The organism is Pseudomonas sp. AL10 (genome assembly GCF_029960685.1).
Lineage (GTDB): Bacteria > Pseudomonadota > Gammaproteobacteria > Pseudomonadales > Pseudomonadaceae > Aquipseudomonas > Aquipseudomonas lactis.
This window is the reverse complement of sequence record NZ_JASBQZ010000002.1, coordinates 217,645-235,894: the sequence shown is the minus strand read 5'-3', so window position 1 is coordinate 235,894 and position 18,250 is coordinate 217,645. Positions and strand designations below refer to the sequence as shown.

General features: G+C 56.6%; 16 protein-coding genes. 11 read left to right on the top strand and 5 right to left on the bottom strand.

Annotation, left to right across the window (positions count from 1 at the left end):
- The first annotated feature begins 195 nt into the window (after positions 1-195).
- From QK296_RS03645 to QK296_RS03605, 9 genes are all read left to right on the top strand, one after another.
- Positions 196-1,116: a LysR family transcriptional regulator gene (locus QK296_RS03645; RefSeq protein WP_087149706.1), complete on the top strand. Its 921-nt coding sequence runs from the start codon at positions 196-198 to the stop codon at positions 1,114-1,116.
- Positions 1,117-1,403: 287 nt separating this feature from the next.
- A complete protein-coding gene (locus QK296_RS03640) occupies positions 1,404-2,429 on the top strand; it encodes a nucleoid-structuring protein H-NS (protein WP_282390612.1) in 1,026 nt (341 codons plus the stop codon).
- Positions 2,426-3,616 (top strand): isocitrate/isopropylmalate dehydrogenase family protein, encoded by a 1,191-nt coding sequence (locus tag QK296_RS03635; protein ID WP_281911235.1) that lies wholly within the window; start codon positions 2,426-2,428, stop codon positions 3,614-3,616. Before QK296_RS03640 ends, QK296_RS03635 begins: the two co-directional genes overlap by 4 nt.
- Positions 3,600-4,313, top strand: a complete 714-nt coding sequence (locus QK296_RS03630) for an RraA family protein (protein ID WP_003187741.1) — start codon at positions 3,600-3,602, stop codon at positions 4,311-4,313. The genes QK296_RS03635 and QK296_RS03630 overlap by 17 nt, the downstream gene beginning before the upstream one ends.
- Positions 4,310-4,873: a flavin reductase family protein gene (locus tag QK296_RS03625; RefSeq protein WP_282390611.1), complete on the top strand. Its 564-nt coding sequence runs from the start codon at positions 4,310-4,312 to the stop codon at positions 4,871-4,873. The genes QK296_RS03630 and QK296_RS03625 overlap by 4 nt, the downstream gene beginning before the upstream one ends.
- Positions 4,874-4,903: 30 nt before the next feature.
- On the top strand, positions 4,904-5,266 hold the full coding sequence (locus tag QK296_RS03620; RefSeq protein ID WP_003187739.1) for a hypothetical protein: 363 nt from the start codon (positions 4,904-4,906) through the stop codon (positions 5,264-5,266).
- 73 nt (positions 5,267-5,339) lie between these two features.
- Positions 5,340-6,311: a nitronate monooxygenase gene (locus QK296_RS03615; protein ID WP_003187738.1), complete on the top strand. Its 972-nt coding sequence runs from the start codon at positions 5,340-5,342 to the stop codon at positions 6,309-6,311.
- 68 nt (positions 6,312-6,379) lie between these two features.
- Positions 6,380-7,153, top strand: a complete 774-nt coding sequence (locus QK296_RS03610) for a hypothetical protein (RefSeq protein WP_282390610.1) — start codon at positions 6,380-6,382, stop codon at positions 7,151-7,153.
- A complete protein-coding gene (locus QK296_RS03605) occupies positions 7,150-8,019 on the top strand; it encodes a DUF6282 family protein (protein ID WP_120247836.1) in 870 nt (289 codons plus the stop codon). The genes QK296_RS03610 and QK296_RS03605 overlap by 4 nt, the downstream gene beginning before the upstream one ends.
- 43 nt (positions 8,020-8,062) lie before the next feature.
- Here QK296_RS03605 and QK296_RS03600 read toward each other — a convergent pair whose 3' ends face one another.
- From QK296_RS03600 to QK296_RS03585, 4 genes are read right to left on the bottom strand one after another with little or no spacing between them, the layout of a single operon-like run.
- Positions 8,063-9,253, bottom strand: a complete 1,191-nt coding sequence (locus QK296_RS03600) for an LLM class flavin-dependent oxidoreductase (protein ID WP_003187734.1) — start codon at positions 9,251-9,253, stop codon at positions 8,063-8,065.
- A gap of 17 nt (positions 9,254-9,270) precedes the next feature.
- Positions 9,271-10,509 carry an MFS transporter gene (locus tag QK296_RS03595; protein WP_240520833.1) on the bottom strand — a complete coding sequence of 413 codons (1,239 nt, stop codon included), beginning with the start codon at positions 10,507-10,509 and terminating at the stop codon, positions 9,271-9,273.
- Positions 10,502-11,488: an LLM class oxidoreductase gene (locus QK296_RS03590; RefSeq protein WP_094774391.1), complete on the bottom strand. Its 987-nt coding sequence runs from the start codon at positions 11,486-11,488 to the stop codon at positions 10,502-10,504. Before QK296_RS03590 ends, QK296_RS03595 begins: the two co-directional genes overlap by 8 nt.
- Positions 11,485-13,044 (bottom strand): MFS transporter, encoded by a 1,560-nt coding sequence (locus tag QK296_RS03585; protein ID WP_003187730.1) that lies wholly within the window; start codon positions 13,042-13,044, stop codon positions 11,485-11,487. Before QK296_RS03585 ends, QK296_RS03590 begins: the two co-directional genes overlap by 4 nt.
- Before the next feature lie 159 nt (positions 13,045-13,203).
- Here QK296_RS03585 and QK296_RS03580 point away from each other — a divergent pair, with 159 nt between their 5' ends.
- On the top strand, positions 13,204-14,103 hold the full coding sequence (locus QK296_RS03580) for a LysR substrate-binding domain-containing protein (RefSeq protein ID WP_003187729.1): 900 nt from the start codon (positions 13,204-13,206) through the stop codon (positions 14,101-14,103).
- Between the two features lie 113 nt (positions 14,104-14,216).
- Here the strand turns inward: QK296_RS03580 and QK296_RS03575 are convergent, their stop codons facing one another.
- Positions 14,217-15,533, bottom strand: a complete 1,317-nt coding sequence (locus tag QK296_RS03575; protein WP_003187728.1) for an OprD family porin — start codon at positions 15,531-15,533, stop codon at positions 14,217-14,219.
- A 408-nt stretch (positions 15,534-15,941) separates the two neighbouring features.
- On the opposite strand from QK296_RS03575, the gene QK296_RS03570 reads away from it, so the two are divergent.
- Entirely contained in the window at positions 15,942-18,017 is a 2,076-nt protein-coding gene (locus QK296_RS03570) for a TonB-dependent siderophore receptor (RefSeq protein ID WP_003187726.1), read from the top strand.
- Positions 18,018-18,250: the final 233 nt, after the last annotated feature.

The following is an 18,250-nucleotide window of genomic DNA, read 5'->3' as shown; positions in this document are numbered from 1 at the left end:
GACAGTTTTGTCCTTTGTGATCTGACATTTGCGACGCACATAGACCCTGCGCAAACACATAACATCGATGCGATTCAGTTTCAACATTGGATCCAAATAGGACTTATCCAGCATTGAGCCTGACTGGATAATTACTACGCCGTCGGTTGTGCCCGACATTTTTTTACCGTTGCTATTGATATAAGGAAATATTAAATGAATATAGCATCCAGGAATAGAATCGCGTCGAATGCAGAGCCAGCTATATCCTGTCAAACAGCACATTTAAACTGGGAAGACCTTCGTTACTTCGTGGCGTTCTCCCAAGTGAACTCCTTGAGTGGAGCGGCGCGTGTCTTGGGCGTCGAGCATGCTACCGTGTCTCGACGTATCGCGGCGCTAGAAAAATCACTCAGCGTAAAATTAGTTGATCGTAGAAAGCGCCTGTACGAACTTACAACGGTCGGGCGCAAACTCGCAGACCTAGGAAAACAGATCGAGACTCAAACGGAGGCGATTGAACGCCTGGCTGTCGCGGCCGCGCAAACCCAGCAAGTTGTCGAGGTGACGGTCAGCGCCCCGCCTTCCGTTACCTCCGAGAAACTGATCCCCAACCTAGGACGTTTCCGGTCAACGCATCCGAACATAGTTTTGCGTCTTCTAGGCGATAGCCAGTATTCGTCTCTGTCCAAGTGCCAGACACATCTGTGCATTCGCTTCGCCAAGCCGCGCCAAATTGGCATTGTCGCGCGGCGGATAGGTTCGGCCTCCTTTTCATTCTATGGCGCCAAGACCTATCTCCAAGACCGCTCCCCCGAGCAATATGAGTTCATCGGCTACGAAGCCGAAGCCATGACACTTCCTCAAAATGACTGGCTAAAAAAAATTGTCGGGGATCGTCCATGCGTCCTCAAAGCGAAAACGGTCGAGCTGCAGGTCCGGGCAGCCGAGGCCGGCGTGGGTATTGCGCTGCTGCCCAGCTTCGCAGTGCAACATAGCTCACAGCTTTGCCGGCTTGAGCTCGCAGACCCGTTGATGGTGGACGTCTGGCTAGGGGTGCACGAAGACTTCCGTGCGATCCCCTCAATCCAGGCCGCCATGAATTACGTTGAGGCCTGCTTCTACGACAATGATTAAAGGCAACAAGCTGATCAAGCGCCCTGTGTCAGTCGGCGTTGATCCAGTATGGGAAAAAATTCACAGGCACCGGTGATTAACGCACGTTTACAAAACTACACGTATTGACGAGGATCAATACCGAACACCTCAACAGGTGCTTGCAAGACCGAACTGCAATGAGTTTCGGCTGGCTCTATATACCCAACGAAGGTCACCCCCTACAAAAAAAATAAAGGGGGGATTAACTATCTTCGGTCAAATGTGTGCCCACCTCTTAACTGCCATCAACCGCAGGAGAAATTATCATGGGGAAAGTAAAAGTTGTGGACGTCACGCTGCGTGACGGAGGATATCGCAATAATTTCAACTTCACGGACGAACAGGCCCTGGTAATAACATCAAGCTTGGCAGAGGCCGGGATTAATGTATGTGAGGTTGGTTATTGCAGGGGGTCGTTCGCGCCCAAAGTTGAGCATGGACTGACAAGCAATATAAATGCTGAATTTATCGAGCGCGTTCGCCAGGCTGGCGGTGGCCGAATCGAGCTTGCGGTGATGGTCCACCCTAAAAACGTGGGTAACGAGGATTTCGCCATGCTCAAGGAGCAGGGCGTCTCGATGATCCGAGTCTGCTTACGCCGAGAGCAGTTGACCGAAGGGCTTGCCACTCTTTCACTCGCTCGCGATTACGGTTTCAGCGTTAGTGCCAATGTCACCCATGTGACGGCACAAACGCTCAGTGCCGTCATTGACACCTCGGTGCGCGCTGAGGGCGCTGGCGCAGACATCATCTGTTTCGCAGACTCTAATGGGCACATGCTCCCCAGCGATGTTGATCGACTGATCAGTCGTCTCTCCAACCGACTGGCAGTGCCATTGGGCTTCCACGCCCATAACAATCTTTCAATGGCTCTGGCTAACGCAGCCGCTGCCATCGAATCGGGCGCCGAGTACATCGACACGTCCATCTGTGGGATGGGGAAAGGGGCCGGCAACTTGCACTTGAGCATGCTCGTCGCCTATCTCGAGCGCATTGGCACTAATCATGGATTTGACCTCGTCAAGGTTCTTGAACTTTCGAACCTGACCGCGGCGTCTATCCCATTCAACAACATCCCAAGCCCTCTGCTGGACATCATTATGGGGGCGTATAACTTCCCGTTCGACAGTACAAAACGCATGCGAGAAACCGTCGAGCGCTTTCAACTGACGTCCGAGTATCGTGCTCTTGAAATCATGCATCAACAGGATCAGGTCGCACGCCTTGCACCCAGAGCCATCGCGAATGTTTACGGGCGCGACACCATGACCGCACAGGAGATAGCTGGATGAGCGACTACCTCACACGCAAGCGTATTTGTGTGCTTCCCGGTGACGGTATTGGCATCGAAGTCATGGAGGCCGCACTGCCAGTCCTTAAGGCCTTGAACCTGCCGTTCGATCTCGAGTTCGGGGACATCGGTTGGGAATGCTGGAAGCGGGAGGGCAATACCGTTCCGGATGAAACCTGGGAAAAGATCAATCAGTGCGACGCCACCTTGTTAGGCGCCATCACTAGCAAACCCCTTGCCGAAACAGAAGCAGAGCTGCCCCCTCATCTTCAGGGGCAGAACCGCCGCTATGTAAGCCCGGTGATCCAGCTAAGGCAAAACCTGGATCTTTACGCAAACGTGCGGCCGGTCACTGACATCACGGGCGAAAATCGATTCCGTTTTGTCGTCATCCGGGAAAACACTGAAGGGCTGTACGCCGGTCTGGATTATGGACGGATACCTGATCAATTCCTGCCCTTGCTGCAAGAGCGGGAAGCATTGGGCGCGCCATGGCGTCGTGAAGGGCAGGAGGACGCGACCATTTCCGTGCGCCTACAAACGCGCAGCGGGCTTGAGCGCATCTTCGAATACGCATTTGACTATGCGTCCCGGCATGGATTCGACCGGGTCACCTTCGTAGACAAACCCATGGTACTTCGTCACAGCAGCGCTTTCACTCGAGGTGTATTTGAAAGTGTCGCCCAGGGATACCCTGGCATTGAGGGCGTAATCGAGAACGTGGACGCAGTAGCGCTTTGGATGGTGCAACGCCCGGAGCGTTTCTCCGTTGTAGTGGCTGAGAATATGTTCGGCGATATCCTTTCTGATCTCGGCGCAGGCGTCATGGGTGGCCTGGGTTTCGCCCCGAGTGGGAACTTCGGAAAGCTGGGCGCATATTTCGAGCCGGTCCACGGCAGCGCTCCGGCCCATGCAGGGCTCAACAAAGCCAATCCCAGCGCGATGTTCATGACCATCGCTCTGATGCTCGAGCATCTGGGTTATCCGCAGGAAGCACAATACGTGACGGCGGCGGTCAGCCGGGTGGCGCGTTCAAGCGTGCGCACCTATGACATGGGGGGGTCGCACTCCACCGCGCAGGTTGGCGAAGCCATTATTGGAGAATGCGTTTCCATGGCCGCGCTGAACTGGGCCCAACCTTGCGTTCCAACCTCACCCCAGGGAGCAACACATGCCCAAGCTCTTTGAATCGGTCCAACTCTCTCAAGCATTGCTGGACGAATGCGAACAATTGGATACCGCGTCACTGTCCGATGCCCTGGACAGCCTTGGCGTTTCTGGCGGCCTTCTGGGCATCACCACCCAAGTTCCTGGTAGTCGCTGCGTGGGCATTGCTTTTACCGTGCAGTATGAGCCGGTCGGAGATTCTCATGGGTTCAAAAATGCGGCCAATTATATTGATCAGGTCCCGCCTGGAGCCGTGATCGTCAGCTCCAATGCGGGGCGCCAAGACTGCACGGTATGGGGCGATATCATGACGCACTTCGCCGTGGCCAGAGGCATAAAAGGCACTGTAATTGATGGAGTGGCCAGGGACATCGATACCGTCGTCAAGCTGGGGTATCCCCTGTTCAGCCGCGGACGGTTCATGCAGTCCGCAAAAAACCGGACTCAGCTCAAAGCGGTGCAGGTCTCGCTTGAGATCGGTGGCGTCACCGTCAATCCTGGAGACCTGCTGGTCTGCGATGGCAGCGGCTGCCTTGTCATTGCGCAGCATATAGCGGCCGAAGTTATTCGCCGTGCGCGTGCCGTAGAACACACCGAACGCCAGATTATCGGAGCGATAACCGCGGGGGCCTCATTAGAGGAGGCTCGCAAGACCTACCGCTACGACCAGCCTTGGTTGGGTGCTGCTCAGAAGGTAGAAGCGGAGTTAGCCCAATGAGCCTTTCGCATGAGCTATCCGCCAGCGCCAGGGTCTTGAGCACGCCGTTGAAACCGCACTGCTTCACAGACAAGGGTTCAGTCACTCAAGAGTTCAAGAAAGCGATGCGTCGCCTGACCTCCACGGTCACTCTTATTGCGACTGAACATGAGGGCGCACCTTTTGGGATGGCTGCAACCGCCGTAACGTCGGTGTGTACAGACCCTTCCTCCATCCTTGTCTGCATTAATCACGGGGCAAGCATGTACAGGCCTCTGATTGGTCATGGAAGGTTTTCGGTGAACTTGCTTCGGGTTGGCCAAGAGGACTTGGTGAGGGTTTTTGGTGGCGCAGTCACCGGCCCTGCCCGGTTCGAGACAGCCGACTGGCAACACTCCAACGGCCTACCGTATCTGCCAAGTGCCCAGGCTTCTCTTTTCTGCACCGTTGCCCAACGCATGAGCCATGGAACCCACGAAATAATCATCGGTCACGTCGACGACCTTGTCGTGGCGCAAGACATCACTCCACTGCTCTGGCAGGACGGGAAACCCACAGGTTCCATACCTGTAATGCCTTGAACACGCGTTTTTCACTATTGGAAGATAATCATGAAAATGGAATTGTTTGATCCTCAATCTGTTTCCGATGACACCGCGATTTATCTCGTGAATGTGGTGCATGTTGAAGAAGGCGCGCAGGACCTCGCAGTGGAAATACTGGAGGACACGGTCAACTATGTTGCGCGAACGTACAGTGCCTTTCAGTGGAGCCGTTTGATGAAGAGCACAGACGGCAAGACGGTCATCAACCAGGCTCAGTGGAGCGATCGTGGGCAGTTCGAATCGCTTTTCATCGACGAAGAGTTTTTATCACGTTATTCGCGCTTGAAAGAAACCGGTACCTGGGAATATCACTTGTACACCGTCGCCACCTACATCACCCCTGCCACCGCCCGCGAAACTGTCGGCTAACTGCAATCGCATGCGCAGCGCTTGGCGCTGCGCAATACCCAAGCCTATTCAATATTCGATCAAGGAAGAAGTTATGGCCGCAATCCGTTCAGCATTGACAACCTTCTTGGGCATCCAGCACCCACTGGTCCTCGCACCGATGGGAGGTGCATCAGGAGGACACCTGGCAGCCGCCGTTTCAAACGCAGGGGGGCTAGGCCTGGTGGGAGCAAGCTACGGAGATCCTGACTGGATGGTTCAACAGTTGTCGCTCATGCAGGATTTGAACAAGCCCTGGGGCGTCGGGCTGGTCATGTTCACGGTGGCGAAACGTTTCGAGCTACTGCATTTGGCACTGGAGTTCGGCCCGCAGGTTGTAGCGCTGTCCTTTGGTGACGCTCGTCCATTTATCGAGCCCATTCATCAAGCGAACGCCAAAGTCATCGTGCAAGTACATGACGTTGACCAGGCGTTATACGCTCTCGACGCCGGTGCCGATGCATTGATCGTGCAGGGTGCAGAAGCTGGGGGGCACAGCTTGCGCAGATCCTCCATGCCTTTGTTCCCGGCAGTTCGCGATGCCGTGGGCGAGAGCGTAATCCTGATCGGAACAGGTGGGATAGCTGATGGCCGAGGAATGGCCGCCGCCATGGCACTCGGAATGGACGGGGTAATGATGGGAACGCGATTCCTGGCCTGCGACGAAGCGCTTCCCTCTGAGCGTGTGAAAAACAGGCTGCTCCACGCCGTCGCAAGCGACACCGTCAGAACTCGCATCTTTGATGATGTGCGCGGAATATCTTGGCCCGCAGAGTACAGCGGTCGGGCGATCGCGAACCAGTTTTCCGAGTCGTGGGTTGGTAACGAGCAGGCGTTCTCGCTGGCCCTTGATGAGTTGCGGCCCCAGTACGAACGGGCACTGGCAACAGACGACGTAGGGACTAAAGCGATCTGGGCAGGCGAGGTGGCCGATCTGATCAAGGACGTACAGCCGGCGCGCTCGATAGTCGAGGCCACCCTCAAGGGCTATGCCGATACTGTCGCCAAGCTTGGACGCACCCTCTAAACGGACTCACGGGGCACAACCGGCCTGCTTGTAAAAGTAGGCTTTGTTATTTCTGCAGGAGCGAAACAATGAACCAGGACGTGCAATTCAAAGTGTATGGGCAAGGAAAACAGTGCGTTTTTGTACTTTCCCCCGTCATGCCCACATGGGACGAGGGCGCCTTTATGGCGCCGCTGACAGGTCATTTTCTCAGCGCAGGCTATCGGGTGGTGGTGTTTGATTCGCTCTCGATACCCGTTGCCTGCGATGAGACGCTGAACACTTTCAGTGAGCGTTGGGCTGAGTTGCTGCAACCCTGGGGCATACCCGACGTGCTTGTCGGTGTCGCCTTGGGCGGCGCGCTGGCGCTGGAACTGGTCCGTACCTCCTCGCTTGCGTCAACGGCGGCTCTGTTGCTGCTCTCTTCCCCAGCCAAAGCCGACGCTATATTGGATGCCAGGCTTGGAAGAATGGCGGAACTTGCACAGCTTGGCCACGTTGAAGAGGCCAAGCGTCTGCTGGATGCACTCGTCCTACCCGAAGGCAAACACCCCCAGCAAAGTCCAGAAACCCAAAACAGTGTTGATCTTGAAATACAGGGGCAGCGCCTCTCAGGTGGTTTTGGGATGTTAGCCGGTATCGATCTCAGTCACAGTCTACTGGCATACCAAGGAAGGGTTCTGAGCGTTTTTGGCGAGCGCTCCCAACTTGTCAACCAACCGCACGTGGTACGCACCTCTGGACCCCACCAACGCACACTGTGCATAAGAGCGGGAGGCATGCGGCCGTTGGCTGACGATCTCGATTCGGTTGTGAACGCTATCGACACTTTTCTTATACCTCGCTCGGAACACGCGGCATGAACGCGCTCAAAGACACCAGCCATTCCCTGAACTTTATCGACCTGCACTACCACGCGAACCCGGACGCGTTCGTTCGCCGCCATGGCGCAATAGATGCCGGAAAACTGTACGCAGCGGCCAACGGCCGGGTGGTATTGAAAAACCACTTGGGCTGCACTGCCGCGCAGGCCTGGGAAGCGCGCTCACAGGGTTTCCCTGTCAGTGGTTCCTTGGTTTTGAATGAGATTGCAGGCGGTGTCGACTTCAGGGTGGTGGAGCGTAGCCTGTGCATGCGCGGCGACGAACCGGGACGCTTCATTGTGCACTTCCCAACGGTGACAGGACGAAAGCACACCAGTACCCTCGCGCGAAATGTCAGCCATCCATTGTTGGTAAGTAAACCCATCAAGCCTCTGCGCGTCACAACAGACGCCGGGCGCTTGACGCCCCAGGCCCTGGACATACTCAAGATGGCGTGTGATTACCCCCTGGTCATTTCTACCGGCCACGCTGACGCTCGCGAGGTACGTGCTCTGGTAGATGAATCTGTTCGATTGGGCGTGCCGCGCCTGATGCTCAACCAGCCGGCCAATCCATTGACTGATTTGAAGGCTGACGAGCTTTTGGAGATCGCCACGGCTCCTAACGTATTCATTGAGCAGACCGCACTCACCTATCTTTTAGGCTATCAACAAGAAGACGACTTTCGCGAGGTGCTATCGACCGTCCCCAATGTTGTCTACAGCTCAGATTTGGGCCAAACGAGCCAGATGGACGTCAACGACTGGCTCGAACAAAGCCAGCGGTGGTTTGACACGTTTGAGCTGGATAACGCTCGCCGCGTGCAAGTGACCCTTGCCAATCCGCAGAAAATGTTGGAGCTCTAAAGGGGAGTTGGGCCCCCAGGTGCATTCGCCTGGGGGCCAGCGATCACACCATTTCCACAGCTTCGCGCGCCTCGTTGAGCACGGGCGATGCATCACTGAGGAACGGCTCGCGCAAACCTGCCGCTTCCATGAGCGGTTGAACGCCCGCTACGAAGTCCTTGATGCCTTGGTGGTAGTCCAACCAGGTGAGAGCGATGCCATCAATGCCCCAGTCTGAATATTTCTTGAAGAGCTCTACAATCTGTTCTGGCGTGCCCACTAACGGTACGCCGGCAAAACCGGCCTTGAAGTGGAAACGGAACCGAACCGCATCCTCGGGAGTGAAAATCCCGGTCTGAATGCCCAACTCGGTCGTGATGATGTCACATCCTTCATCGTCGCCCATTTGGTTGGCGTAATAATCCAGGTACGCCTCAGCTTCTTCCTGAGTGTCTTTTTGAACAACGTAGCCATAGCACCAGATCTTGAGGTCTCTGCCGAACTCATTTTTGGCCAGATCCTTGTAGGACGCGATCTGTTCACGCACCGCCGCTTCGCCATCCAAATGCTTGATGATCAAGAACGCCGCATCACAATGTTCTGCACAAAACCTTTTTCCACGTGGGGAGCCGCCAGCGTTGATAAGGTAAGGCTTGTTGAGTGGCTGTGGCTGAGAGATCGCGTCGCAGATCGTGAAGTACTCACCTTTGAAATCAAAAGGCGTCTGCTGCTGCCAGGCGTTCTGCGCGATGTGCAACCATTCCTCAGCGTAGTCATATCGCTTGTCGTGTTCCATCATGTGACCGCTGAACATCCTCATCTCAGCGCCGTACCAGCCACACAAAATATTCAGGCCAAATCGTCCGCCGCTGATGTGGTCAATCGTAACCGCCTGTTTGGCGGCAAACAGAGGGTGCACAGTGGGTAAGTGCGAGGTGGTGAACACTGCGATCTGATCGGTCAATGCGGCAATGCCCGCCGCCCAAGTGTAAGTTTCGTAACACACGCCACCGGTGTTGTTGGCACCACCAAAGCCTTTCCAACGGCCTACCGGAATGAACGCTTCAAACCCTGCCCGGTCCGCGTCTTTTGCAATTTCCAGATTGCCCGCCCAGTCATCCCCGCGAATCCGCTCGGGCGCATTCGTCACCGTACAGCCGCCCTCGGTGTTCGTAGAAAATACCCCTAGTTGCATCTTGTTACGACTGACACGCATTGGATTAGGTTTTACAGGGGTGGACTTTGTCGTGCGCATGATGACCTCCCAGGTCGTCAGTAGTGGTGAACTTCTTGCTTATTTCTCGCAACAAACCAGGCGGCGAGCAGGGCACAGCTAGCGAGCAGACCCGCCAGCGTATAAGCGCCGAAGGCCAAGTCAGTTCGATCGATCAGGAAACCTGTTGCTACAGGCAGCAGACCTGCAGGGACATAGCCCCCCATATTGAGCAATGCGTTAGCCTGCGCTCGCTTGTTGTCCGATATCCTTAACGCGATTAACGTCAATCCTCCCAACTGCCCCAGCCCCTGACCCGCACCCGCTAGCAAGGCGGCGATAATCAGGACGACGGGAGAGGAAATTGCTATCGCAGTGCAGATACCCAGCATCGAGAAGAAGGTCGCAGTGGCACTGAAATAGAAGATATGTTCCACAGTGCGTCGGCGCAGCGCCATCTGGACGACGAAAGCCGAGATGAACATTAGAAACGCAGTGGCTCCTGCCATCAGCGGCGTCTTGATGTTAAGCAGACTTGCCAATAGCGATGGCCCTAACGACAAGACAAATGAGGTCGCTGTAATGCCAGGACCGAACAGCGCGATTCCTAACAGTATGTGAAGGCGATGATGTCGCTCGACCGAAGGGAACCTCCATTTCGCATGGCCTCGTGGCAGGGCCTTATTGGCTTCGTCTGGCATCGTCCAGGCGATCAGGAAAGCGAGTGCAAGTATCCCTAGCTCCAAGGTAAACACCTTTTCGATCGGCTGACTTGCAAACGTGGCAAAGCTGCCAGCCAGCAAGGGCCCGAGACCTGCTCCCAGCACCATTGACATCGAGGCCACTAGCGAAGATAACCTTCGCCGCGGTAGACCTCCTTGATCCACCACACTTGCCATCCCCGCCGAGACAATGATCCCTACGGCAATACCTGTAAGCAGCCTTGCGAACAGCAAACTCTCCACCGATTCGGCGGACTTGAATAACCATGCAGCCGACATCGCGCAGACCAGGCCCGGCAGGAGTACCACCCTGCGCCCGTAGCGGTCAGAGACTTGCCCGGCAACCAGCAAACTGAGCAATAGCCCCAGAATATAGGCCGCGAATATTAACGTGAGGGTCGAAGATGCAAACCCGAGTTGCCCCTGCCACACGACATAGAGCGGGGTCGCGGTATTGGACAGAATAAACACCGACACCACCATCCAACCTGCCAGCCACATACGTAGCGGACTGCGTGGGACAACCATGCTTTGATTCAACAAGTCCTGAGCTGACGGCGCGTTTTGTTCAGACAAGGTTTGCTCCCTGGGCTGGAAAATGCGGCAGCACATATTCTGCTAGCTCCTGTAAGACATCTTTGGCAGGGCGACGTAACGGCTTCAGGTTCAATGCGACATGTGAAACACCTTGCGCTTGTTGTCGCTCCCACAAATCAATAAGCGCATTGCGTCCGGTGCTTATGCCTCGCCCCACCTTCAACGGAGCGTCGGGATTTTCTTCCAGATTGAAGAATGTCGCATAACCATATGGCTTGAACGTTCCTGGCGCAGAACAAGACCTCCACTGCTCAATCAAATTGGGCAGGCTGCCAAAGTCACTCTGGTGCCAGAGCCATCCATCCATATTCGACGCCAACCACTTCATGTCTTGACCACAACGGCCAACGGCAAGCATCGGCATTGCCGTAGACCAGGGCTTTGGAAGCAAATCCAGGGTGCCGTCGAGCCTGCCATAGTGGCAAAACTCGTACGTGGGAAACGCCTGTTGGGTCGCTATACGCAGCACTTCGCAACCCTCCCTGAAACGCTCTGCACGATTGTCGAACTCCCGGCTGAACGCTGGGTATTCGCTGGGCCGATCACCCGTTGAGAGCCCAAGCAGAAAGCGCCCCTGCAGTAACACATCAAGGGTCGCGGCTTGCTTGGCAACCATCAAGGGATCGCGCAACGTCAACACCACGCCGGCAGTGCCGATGCAGATACGTTGAGTAACCACGCCTAAGTGAGCGGCGTACACCAGCGGATCGAACATCTGCCCCGCGTCCCCGAACTCCGGGTCCAGCAAGGGCACGTCGCGCAGCCATATCGCGGAGAAACCCGCGATGTCGGCTTGGCGCGCCAGATCGACATGATCCTGCATGGTGGGTGCCATGCGATCGGGATACCCTTCCAGCGGCGCGATCAGCCCAAACGTAAGATGGCCAGGCGCAAACACACGTGAAAACGCAGGGTGAGTTCGATTGGAATCGTCGCTCGTTTGCATCTGGCCAATCATTCGCCGTCACCCACGATCACCGGGCGGACTGCTTCCGCCGGTTGATGATCATGCGCGCTGACTCGACCCAGTGTTGCGTACACAGCAATGGCCGTCAGCACGCTACCAGCCCCAAGGATGAACAGCAGGTGCCGAAACCCTTTCGCATACTCGAGGCGCAACAGCTCCGACTGCCCTGGCAGCTGATTACCTGCGCTGTGCAGATCGCCGAGCGCTGCCCGGCTGGAGGCCCCCATAATCTGATCCACAGCAAAATGGGTAGCGGCGTCGAACAGCCCCCATTGAATAAACGTCGCCAGCAACGCACCAGCGATGGCGATCGCTATTCCGTCGGCGGACACACGAACAGCGTTGAAAATGCCAGTCGCCATTCCCGCACGTTCTTTCTCCACCACGCTGACGGCCATCCCATCCATCAACCCCCAAGGCAGGCCAATGCCGATACCGATCAGCGCCATGGGCATCACTGCATTGCTGGCACCGCTATCCAGCACAACACCCAGCCAGAACAGCCCGGCAGCCACCAACACCAGCCCGACTGCCGAGAGCATCCCTGAGGTGTAGTGACGCGCGAGCTGGGCCGCTAGAAACGGTACAAACAACAACGGTGCAGCCAACGCAATCATCATTTTTCCGGTTTGCAGGGCACTGAGTCCATCGACCCCGATAAATCGTGCCGGCAGCATGATAATGAGCACGACAAAAAAGAACGCCGGGCTGGCTGCAAGAATCTGCACGCCTACGAATTTGGCTTGTTTGAACAATGAAAGGTCGAGCATCGGGCTACTGACACGACGCTCAATCGCCACGAAGATCATGAACAGAACGATCGCGCCAGCGACACAGCCCAACACGATGGGACTGGCCCAACCATCCTCTGGCGCGAGAAGGACGCCATAGGTAAACAACGTCAATGCGGCCGTAAAGCTCAGAGCTCCCGGCCAATCCATACCGTTGTTAGCCGGATCTTTAGAGTCCGTCGCACTCACGCACACGAGCACGAAGCCCGCGATGCCTATCAATGCAGTAGCATGGAACGTCCACTTCCAACCTGCCGAATCGACTAATACTCCCGCGGCCAGCGGGCCGAAGGCTAGCCCAATGCCGAACGTCGTACCGAGCAGACTGAATACTTTGGTGCGCTCTGCGCCGTGGAACACCTGGGCCAATGACGACATGGCGCCAGCGAACGCCGCTGCTCCGCCCAACCCCTGCACAAGGCGCAGGATGTCGATCTGCAAAACAGTCGAAGAAAAGGGAATAGCGACGGTAGACAACACGAAGATGACCAGGCCAATCAGCCATACCCGCTTGCGTCCATAGATATCCGTCAGGCTCCCCGCCGCCATCATGGCGCTGCCATAAGTAAGGATATAAGCGTTGACCACCCAACTGAGCTCTACAGCAGATCCACCCATGGCAGCACTGATGGAAGAGAGCACTACGGCTGGCCCGGTAAAGCAAAGCGGAATGAGTACGCCTGTGAGGCAAGCTGCGAAAAGCTGCAGCCACTTCAATAACGGGGGAGCCGTCTGAGCGCTGTGTGTTGAGTTCATCTGAATGGTTCCTTCATTGATATGCGCAGGTGTCGGTCCTTCGCGCACAGTTGTCTGCGGTGATCGGCCCATCCAAAGGTTAGGGCTTGCGTCTCCAAACAAAAACAGGCCTATAATCCGAACATATCGGACTCTTGTGTCCGCAGTGAGGGCCATCCGTTGGAGTCGCTTGGCAGCATTTCATTATTTGTATTGGTGGCTGAGACTCGAAGCTTTACCCAGGCAGGGAAACGATTGGGCATCTCTTCGTCGGGCGTCGGTAAAAGTATCGGTCGGCTGGAGGACAGGCTCGGGGTACGTCTTTTCCAGCGCAACACGCGAAGCATCGCCCTGACGCTGGAAGGCTCACTGTTTCTTGAACGCTGTCGACGAATACTTTCAGAGCTTGAAGCTGCAGAAATGGAGCTGAGCAACGCACGTGAAAAACCGAGGGGCAAATTGCGAATCAGCCTGCCTCTCGTCAGCGGCCTCGTCATGCCGGCAATCATTCAGTTCATGCGCACCTACCCGGAAATAGAACTCGACATCGACTTTTCTGATCGCATGGTCGACGTTATCGAGGAAGGTTTTGACGCCGTGTTACGCACAGGCGAGCCCACTGATTCGCGGCTGATTTCTAAACGGCTGGGGGGCTTCCAGCTGCAGATTGTGGCGTCTGCAGCCTATCTCGCAGCGTATGGAGTACCCAAACGCCCAGCGGATCTGGCCATGCATTCATGCCTGCTGCACAAGTTTCCTTCGACGGGAAAAGTGGAACCTTGGCCTTTACGCGTTGCGGCTGGAGAGCCGGATTTCGAGCTGCCTCAAACAATGGTGTGCAACACGACTGAAGTGATTGTCGATGTGGCTCGTTCAGGTTTGGGCGTTGCCTGCCTGCCTGATTTCATGACGACCCAATCCATCAAGAACGGCGAATTGGTGCAAGTGCTGACGGACTATACGGTTCATACCGGAGTCTTTCGGCTTGTATGGCCTTCCAGCAAACACCTTTCACTGAGGCTGCGAGTCTTCATAGACTTTATGCACAGTCAGCTATTTAACAGCGCCTTGAACGAATAATAAGCGGGTGGCGTATGTGCACCTCCAGGTCACCCGCTTAGCCGGCGCGCAATAAAAAACCCCGAACCAGTCGGGGTTTTTATTGCCTGGCATCAGGCACGACATTCGATCAATTAGAAAACGTTGATCGGGTAGTCGGCGAACAGACGGATTTCGTTACCGCCTGTGTTGTAGTTGCTGGCGTTGTTGGAAACGCGCAACCACGAGGCGCGAGCACGTAGGCTCAGGTCTTTGGCTGGGCCGCTCTGTACCACGTACTTGAACTGGTTCCAGATTTCACGCTCGGTGCCATCGCCACGGCCAGTGCCGTCGTCGATGTTGGTGCCGCGCACGTAGGCAATGTTATAGGTCAGGCCCGGTACGCCGAAGGTGGCGAAGTCGATGCCATAACCTGCTTGCCAGGAGCGCTCGTCCTTGCCGTTGAAGTCGGACCAGTAGGAGTTGGCCAGCAAGATGGTATTGCCGCCGTCGCCAATGCCGCCAGCGTTGCGGTAGCCACCGTACAGGTAGCCGGTGTCACCGGTGCTGCGCTGGTGAGCGAGGGTGAAGCTGTGCGCGCCAACGGCCCAAGTAGCGCCCAGGCTCCAGATCTTGTTGTCGCGAGCGTCCGCATCACCTTGGTTTTCCAGGGCGAAGCTGCGGTCCAGCTTGGTTTTGTAGCCGTTGAAGTCAAACGTCAGCGACTGCTTCTCTGGCAGGGCCAGCACGTAGTTGACGTTGACGTACTGCTTCTTCAGCACGTCCTGCATGTCGGAGGCGTACAGGGCAGCCGACAGGCTTTCGGTGAATTTGTAGCTACCACCAATGTAGTCGATGCTTTTCAGGCGGCCGCTGTCGGTGCCTTCCATGCTCTTGCGCGCTTCTTTGGTGAAATGACCCGCGTCCAGTTGCAGACCGGCGATCTCTTTAGAGACGATCGAAGTACCGGTGTAGGTTTCCGACAACAGGCGAGAGTTGTCGTACTGCAGCACAGGCACAGCCGGGAACTGATCACCGTACTTGAGTACAGTGTTGGAAACGCGGAACTTCACGGCAGCGCCGCCTTTGGCCAGGTCGTGTGGTGCCGAGCCTGGGTTTCGCTGGCCGTTGTCATCAACAGTGCCGTTGCCCTGCTTGAAGAAGTCGATGCCGCCGGCGCCAGCGCGACCTTTACCACCGTCCAGGCGGATAGCGTATTGGCCAATCACATCCACACCCACACCCACGGTGCCTTGGGTGAAGCCGGACTCGAACTTGCCGATGAAGCCTTGGCCCCATTCAGCCTTGTCCTTCTCGCCATTTTTTTTGTCACGGCTGATGTAGGCGTTACGTGCTGCGATGTTCAGGTGGCTGTCTTCAACGAAACCCTTGGATTGCTCCTGGTCGTTTGCCATTGCTGTCGATGCGCTCAAAATCCCCAGAGCGATCAGACTCATCCGTTGCTTCAACATTTTCTTATATTCCTTATTACGGGTTGAGTACGCGCTGTGACACCAGGCTCCTATTGCTTTTTCTGGTGTCGACTTTGCCGGCAAAAAGAAGGCCCGCGGACGACTGAACTGCCGCGGGCCTTTTTTTATTGGATTAGTCATGGTGGTTAGCCACAGGCGTTGGGCGCAATCCTATGCGGGCGTTGAACTATGTGTCAATTTCGTGAATCGTCTGTATTTAGGCGATATTCGTCTAAGCGGCGAGCGGAGGCGCAGGGATGAAAGCCTGAAAAGCGCCTTGAATCCCCCTCGAAACACATTAAGTAACAAATCCGACAGAGCGGACGTTAGGGAATAGATAACACGCGCAAATGCAAAGCATTACCATTCGCGCACAATTTTCCTGCCACGTCATTTGGATACGCTCCCATGCCTGCCCCTCGCCTGACGCCCCTCTCCCTTGGGCTCTCTGTTCTGCTGTCTGCCGGTTTTGCCGGTGCGGCCACGGTCTTGCCTGAAACCTCGATCAGTGTGGAAGCAGACGAAGACGACCCACGGGTCAAGGAGACCAGCACCGCCACACGCACCGCGACGGCTGTTCGCTATGTGCCCCAGGCGATCGACTCAGTCAAAACCGAAAGCCTGCGCTCCTATGGCACCAACGAGCTGGGCCAGGCGTTGAGCGGTATCCCCAACGTCAGCAGCGGCGCCGATACACGCTTCGACAGCCTGCGCATACGTGGTTTCGACGCCAGCAATGACTTCTATCTGGATGGCATTCGCGACGACAGCCAGTACGTGCGCGACCTGCATAACATCGAGCGTATCGAAGTACTCAAGGGGCCGGCTGCGGTGCTTTACGGGCGAGGCGGCCAGGGCGGCATCGTCAACCGGGTGAGCAAAATGCCAACCCCAGGGCAAAAGTCCAGTATCGAAGCCCAAGGCGGCAGCAACGATTTGCGCAGCCTGTATGCCGACCTGAGCACCGACCCCACCGACAACATCAGCCTGCGCCTGAACATGGGCAACCAGGACAACAACAGCTTTCGCGATGGCGTCAGCGGCAACCGCCAGTTGTTCGCGCCATCGATGAGCTGGCAGCTCACTCCAGAGCTGAACTGGCTGGTGCAATACGAATACAGCCGCTACAACCGCACCCCAGACCGTGGCATTCCGGGCGTCAACGGGCGCCCGGCGGATGTGAGCCGCAGCACCACTTACTTTGATCACGGCGATTACATCGACGATAAGTCCCAGTCCCTGCGTTCCAAACTCGCCTACGAGCTCAATGCCGACTGGCAACTGCGCCATACCCTCGGCGTGTTCAAGCTCGACAGTGATTTCGACAATACCTACCAGACCGGTTACGAGCCGAAAACCAACAGCGTCACCCGCCAACACTGGCAGCAGGACCTGACCACCCGCAACGTGTTCAACAACCTGGAGCTGGAAGGCGGTTTCGACACCTTTGGCCTGGAGCACCGCTTGCTCACCGGCATTGAGCTGGGCAGCCAGCGCCGCGATCCGAAGCTGTACTCCGCTCGGGATGGCAGGACAGTGCCGAGCCTGGACCTCAACCAGCCTAATCGCCGCCTGAGCCACACCGGCAGCATGCGACTGTCGAGTAACAACCACACTGAAGTCGAAAGCCGCGCCCTGTATGTGCAGGACCAACTGCGCTTGAACGACCAGTGGCAACTGCTGGGCGGGCTGCGTTACGACCGTTTCGAAGTGGACACCACCAACAAGCTGCTCGACATCCAACAGAACGTGAAAAGCCACAGCACCAGCCCGCGCGTCGGCCTGGTGTGGACGCCTCTGGAGCACCACTCGTTCTATGCCTCGTGGAGCAAGACCTTCTCGCCAGCCGGCGGCGGCCTGATCGGCATCACGCCGAACGCCACCGGCAACGCCAACGACCTGAGCCCGGAGCTAACCAAGCAAAAGGAAATCGGCGTGAAGAGCGACTGGTTCGACGAGCGCCTGAGCACCACCCTGGCCGTGTACGAACTGGAACTCTACAACCGCCGCACCACCGACCCGCTGGACCGCACCATTACCCTGCTCACCGGCGAGCAACGCTCACGCGGCGTGGAGCTGACCGCCACCGGCAAGATCGTCGACAACTGGTATGTGCGCGGCGGCGTGGGCCTGCAGGACGCCAAGGTCGAGAAGGACAACAATGGCTTTGAGGGCAAACGTATCAGCGACGTGGCCAAGCGCAACGCCAGCCTGTTCATCACCTGGAAACCCCAGATGGGCTGGTACGCGGAAACCGGTTTGACCCTGGTGGGTGATCGTTATGCCGACAACCTCAACACTGTGGTGTTGCCGGGTTATGGCCGTTGGGACGCGCTGGCCGGGTTCCGTCAGAAAGAATGGGACGTGCGGGCAGCGCTGAACAATATCGCCGACAAAAACTACTACGCCTCGGCGACCAGTGCGGCGCAGATTCAACCGGGGGAGCCGCGAAGCCTGGTGGTCACCGGTACCTACAGCTTCTGACACGCCTCATGTGAAACAAAGCCAGCCCCCACACTGGTTAGGCATTGCCCACAACATCAGCGCCTGGCGCAGATCCCTGTGGGAGCGGGCTTGCCCGCGAAAGCGGTGTGCCAGTCACTGGATGTTTAACTGAACCACCGCCATCGCAGGCAAGCCAGCTCCCACACTGGTTAGGTAGTGCCCACAACATCAGCGCCTGGCGCAGATCCCTGTGGGAGCGGGCTTGCCCGCGA

Excerpts from the sequence above, each read along its gene's own strand:
- QK296_RS03585 (WP_003187730.1), bottom strand. The coding sequence starts at position 13,044 with ATGAACTCAACACACAGCGCTCAGACGGCTCCCCCGTTATTGAAGTGG.
- QK296_RS03610 (WP_282390610.1), top strand. The coding sequence starts at position 6,380 with ATGAACCAGGACGTGCAATTCAAAGTGTATGGGCAAGGAAAACAGTGC.
- QK296_RS03615 (WP_003187738.1), top strand. The coding sequence starts at position 5,340 with ATGGCCGCAATCCGTTCAGCATTGACAACCTTCTTGGGCATCCAGCAC.
- QK296_RS03620 (WP_003187739.1), top strand. The coding sequence starts at position 4,904 with ATGAAAATGGAATTGTTTGATCCTCAATCTGTTTCCGATGACACCGCG.
- QK296_RS03635 (WP_281911235.1), top strand. The coding sequence starts at position 2,426 with ATGAGCGACTACCTCACACGCAAGCGTATTTGTGTGCTTCCCGGTGAC.
- QK296_RS03640 (WP_282390612.1), top strand. The coding sequence starts at position 1,404 with ATGGGGAAAGTAAAAGTTGTGGACGTCACGCTGCGTGACGGAGGATAT.
- QK296_RS03625 (WP_282390611.1), top strand. The coding sequence starts at position 4,310 with ATGAGCCTTTCGCATGAGCTATCCGCCAGCGCCAGGGTCTTGAGCACG.
- QK296_RS03645 (WP_087149706.1), top strand. The coding sequence starts at position 196 with ATGAATATAGCATCCAGGAATAGAATCGCGTCGAATGCAGAGCCAGCT.
- QK296_RS03605 (WP_120247836.1), top strand. The coding sequence starts at position 7,150 with ATGAACGCGCTCAAAGACACCAGCCATTCCCTGAACTTTATCGACCTG.
- QK296_RS03570 (WP_003187726.1), top strand. The coding sequence starts at position 15,942 with ATGCCTGCCCCTCGCCTGACGCCCCTCTCCCTTGGGCTCTCTGTTCTG.
- QK296_RS03630 (WP_003187741.1), top strand. The coding sequence starts at position 3,600 with ATGCCCAAGCTCTTTGAATCGGTCCAACTCTCTCAAGCATTGCTGGAC.
- QK296_RS03600 (WP_003187734.1), bottom strand. The coding sequence starts at position 9,253 with ATGCGCACGACAAAGTCCACCCCTGTAAAACCTAATCCAATGCGTGTC.
- QK296_RS03575 (WP_003187728.1), bottom strand. The coding sequence starts at position 15,533 with ATGTTGAAGCAACGGATGAGTCTGATCGCTCTGGGGATTTTGAGCGCA.
- QK296_RS03590 (WP_094774391.1), bottom strand. The coding sequence starts at position 11,488 with ATGATTGGCCAGATGCAAACGAGCGACGATTCCAATCGAACTCACCCT.